The sequence below is a fragment of the Nosocomiicoccus massiliensis genome, assembly GCF_000438455.1.
Taxonomy (GTDB): Bacteria; Bacillota; Bacilli; order Staphylococcales; family Salinicoccaceae; genus Nosocomiicoccus; species Nosocomiicoccus massiliensis.
Map to the genome: position 1 here is coordinate 1 of NZ_CAVG010000003.1, position 3851 is coordinate 3851.

General features: G+C 34.8%; 4 protein-coding genes. 2 read left to right on the top strand and 2 right to left on the bottom strand.

Annotation, left to right across the window (positions count from 1 at the left end; genetic code table 11):
* The coding region (locus tag TJ68_RS00090; protein ID WP_040928086.1) for a peptidoglycan bridge formation glycyltransferase FemA/FemB family protein at positions 1-557 on the top strand (557 nt) is incomplete at its 5' end.
* Positions 558-607: 50 nt separating this feature from the next.
* Here TJ68_RS00090 and thiW read toward each other — a convergent pair.
* Together thiW and tenA are read right to left on the bottom strand one after the other, a co-directional pair.
* Entirely contained in the window at positions 608-1135 is a 528-nt protein-coding gene (gene thiW / locus TJ68_RS00095) for an energy coupling factor transporter S component ThiW (protein ID WP_040928087.1), read from the bottom strand.
* Positions 1136-1807, bottom strand: a complete 672-nt coding sequence (gene tenA, locus TJ68_RS00100) for a thiaminase II (protein WP_040928088.1) — start codon at positions 1805-1807, stop codon at positions 1136-1138.
* A 672-nt stretch (positions 1808-2479) separates the two neighbouring features.
* On the opposite strand from tenA, the gene trpB reads away from it, so the two are divergent.
* On the top strand, positions 2480-3658 hold the full coding sequence (gene trpB / locus TJ68_RS00105; protein ID WP_162138440.1) for a tryptophan synthase subunit beta: 1179 nt from the start codon (positions 2480-2482) through the stop codon (positions 3656-3658).
* Positions 3659-3851: the final 193 nt, after the last annotated feature.

The following is a 3851-nucleotide window of genomic DNA, read 5'->3' on the forward strand; positions in this document are numbered from 1 at the left end:
GAAATTTAAAAGATAAATCATATATCGTCATGTCTCAAATTGATTTAAACGAATATATCGAGTCTCTAAAGAAAGAGTTTGATGAATTATCTCAAGAGATTGAAGTATTAGAAAATAAAGAGAATAAATCAAACGGCGAAAAACGCCGCTTAAATGAAAAGAAAAACCTAGTGAAAAGTAGAGAAAAACGATTAAATGAAGCAATCACTCATCGTGATAAATATGGTGGTTTAATCGATCTATCTGTCGGTATGTATTACTACAATAATAATGAGATGGTATATCTATATAGTGGTAGTTATCCAGAGCACTCACAGTATCTAGGTACGAACTTTGTGACGTGGGAAATGATTAAAAAAGCAAAAGAACTCGGCCTCGAACGTTTTAATATGTTCGGAATTACAGGTAACTTCCATGAAGGTGCGAGTGATTACGGTGTATTTAAGTTTAAGCAAGGCTACAATGCTTATATCGAAGAACTCCCTGGCACATTTACAAAAGTATTTAAACCGATCGTTTTAAATGCTCAAAAATTAATTGATAAAGTTAGAAAATAACAAAAAAGAGAAGCACAGATTTTCATAAATCTATAGTGCTTCTCTTTTTATTATGATTTACGTATAGTTGGATTTTCATTAGGGTTTTTATCGAATAACTGTTGTATGTCCTTAAATACTCTTGAATGTTTAAGCCTAGAGTATATGAGTACTGCGATTATACCACCGATAATTGTAGCTCCGACAAATCTCGGTGTATATAAGAACCAGACTGCATTTGAGTCTAGGTCCATAAAGAATTGCATGATAGGTACGGATACAATCGATCCGATGATTCCTGTTCCAACGGATTCCCCGAACCATGCACCAAATATGGATTTTGTGAATTTGTAACATAATCCGGCTAAAATCGCACCAAACAGAGCGCCTGTTATAGCAAGTGGTGGAATGTTAAAGATAAACATTCTTAATACTGCTGTGACGAGGGCGATTAGTGTGACATAAAACGTGCCAAATGTGGCAAATATAATGTTAAACACCGTTGACATTGGTGCCATACCTTCGATTCTAATTACCGAAGATAATACAGTATTTAATGCGATACATATAGAAATGATTGTAAGTTTTTTCGTCGACAATTAAATTTGCACCCATTCTTCTTGTTTGTAAGACATATCGAAGAATAAGTACTCGAATCTGACACTCATGTAGAATGCGTTTAACATTCTTTCTTTTTGGTCGTCAGTCGCTTTATCGTATAATTTGTCGCAAAGCTCGATATGTCTTTCAGTTAAGTTGTTAAACTCGTCAGTCACGTACGTATCAATCCATCTTTGATAGATCGGTACTAAGGACTTATGCTTCACTAATTCAGAACCGATATCTTGGTATAACCAAGGGCAAGGTAACATCCCCGCAACCGCAACGCCAATGTAGTCTTCAGACTCTACAATTTGTCTATACATATGAGCGATGTAGTGATTAGCTGTCGGCGCAACTTCTGTACTATCGAATTCTTCATCTGAGATATTTTGATCTTTAAAGAAATCTTCACGAACTGCGATTTCTCCTGCTTCTAAATCTTCTCTGTTACGCGTCATAATATCTTTAATTTCTTTATCTTCTGCGCGATCTGCAATTTCACCAAATAGGCGAGAGAAGTGGATTAAGTAATAGCCATCTTGTATTAGATAATATCTAAATGATTCATCACTTAACGTACCGTCAGCTAACCCTGTTACGAACGGATGCGTATGGCTACCATCCCAGAACTTTTTTGATAATTCGCGAGCTTTCTCACTAAACTTCATAAAATAATTCTCCTTTTATTTGCACAAAAAAAGCTCCATTAGAGGAGGCTTGTGAAATAAACACATACAAAATAAGCATGCATATACACAACACCTACGCTAGCATTACCTAGATCAGATTGTGGGTCAGGTCTTACCTTTCTCAGCCGAAGCTCCCCATGTGCTTAATATTTGATTACAACCGAAGTATACTATACTTTTTACATTTTGTCTTATAAATATAAAGAGATGAAAAGTTGTTGACAATTTAAAATAGAGCGTTTAATATAATAATTACTTATTCGTGAAAGTAAAAGTAGTTGTTGTAGTAGTCAGAAAACATGTGGTAGATGCGAACATGTACATCGCTATTTTGAATTGGGCGAATAACGTTTAACTAAATATAGATAAGAGAAGCAATTAAGGTGGCACCGCGAAATAATATCGTCCTTACGAATATTATTACGTGGTGCTTTTTTGATTGAATGAGTGAACAGTATTTACTGTTAATATAGGTGGCACCGCGCATTTTGCGTCCTTTTTTAGGATTCAAAGTGCGCGTTTTTTTATAAGGAGAGTGATGACAGTGTTATTAAATAATTATTGTGAGTTTAAATTTAAACGATGGCGTCATCGTGATAAATCTAAATAATATTAAAATATAAGGAGACTATAATAATGAATATAAATACTATAAATAAAATTCAAACTGAAGCAGATCACAACGGATTTTTTGGAGAATATGGCGGTGCATTTGTACCTGAAGAATTAAAAGCAGCTATGACAGAATTAAAAGAAGTGTACAACGAATTAAAACATGATGAATCATTCCAAGAGGAATTTAATTATTATTTAAAAGAATACTCAGGTCGTGAAACACCACTGACATACGCAGAAAATCTAACGAGAAAACTTGGAGGCGCTAAAATTTATTTAAAGCGTGAAGACTTAAACCATACAGGAGCACATAAAATTAACAATGCGATTGGACAAGCGTTAATTGCAAAACGTATGGGTAAAAAACGACTCGTTGCTGAAACAGGTGCTGGTCAACACGGTGTTGCGAGTGCAACAGTTGCAGCGATGTTTGATATGGAAATCGTAATCTTTATGGGTGCTGAAGATATGCGTAGACAACGTTTAAATGTCTTTAGAATGGAACTTCTCGGTGCAAAAGTAGTCGCTGTTGAAGAGGGGAATCGAACATTAACTGAAGCAGTTGATGCTGCACTTGAATACTACGTTAAAAACGTCGATGACACACATTATTTACTCGGAAGTGCATTAGGCCCAGATCCATTCCCAACAATTGTAAGAGACTTCCAAAGCGTTATCGGTCGAGAAATTAAAACTCAAATATTAGAAAAAGAAAATAGATTACCAGATGCGATTGTTGCATGTATTGGTGGCGGATCAAACGCAATTGGTACAATGTACCCATTTATCCTCGATGAAACAGTTGAACTGTATGGTGTAGAAGCTGCTGGTAAAGGATTTGAAACGAATCAACACTCAATGGCTATAAATAAAGGAAAAGTAAATATATTACATGGTACTAAAATGTATTTAACTGATGATGATGCATATAGTATATCCGCTGGATTAGATTATCCAGGTGCGGGACCTGAACATTGTTATTATAATGACATTGGACGTGTTTCATACGAATACGCAACAGATGAAGAAGCATTAAACGCACTCCAAGTACTATCTAAAATAGAAGGAATTATTCCTGCATTAGAAAGTTCACATGCCGTCGCACATGCACTAAAACTTGCACCAACAATGAACCAAGACGAAATACTCGTCGTAACAATCTCCGGTCGTGGCGACAAAGATATGGAACAAGTTATGGAATATTTAAATCAATAAACAAAACTACATTACGTATCCGAATATAGTATATATAAGGATGCGTATTTGTTTTTATATAAAGTTTACATAACATATATTATAGGAAGTTATATGTATTGTAGGATACGAACAAGTACTCACTATCCTTTTTACGTTAACGTATCGAAAATTCGTTTATGCAAATTGCTTTATCGTTCATATAAATTATTTA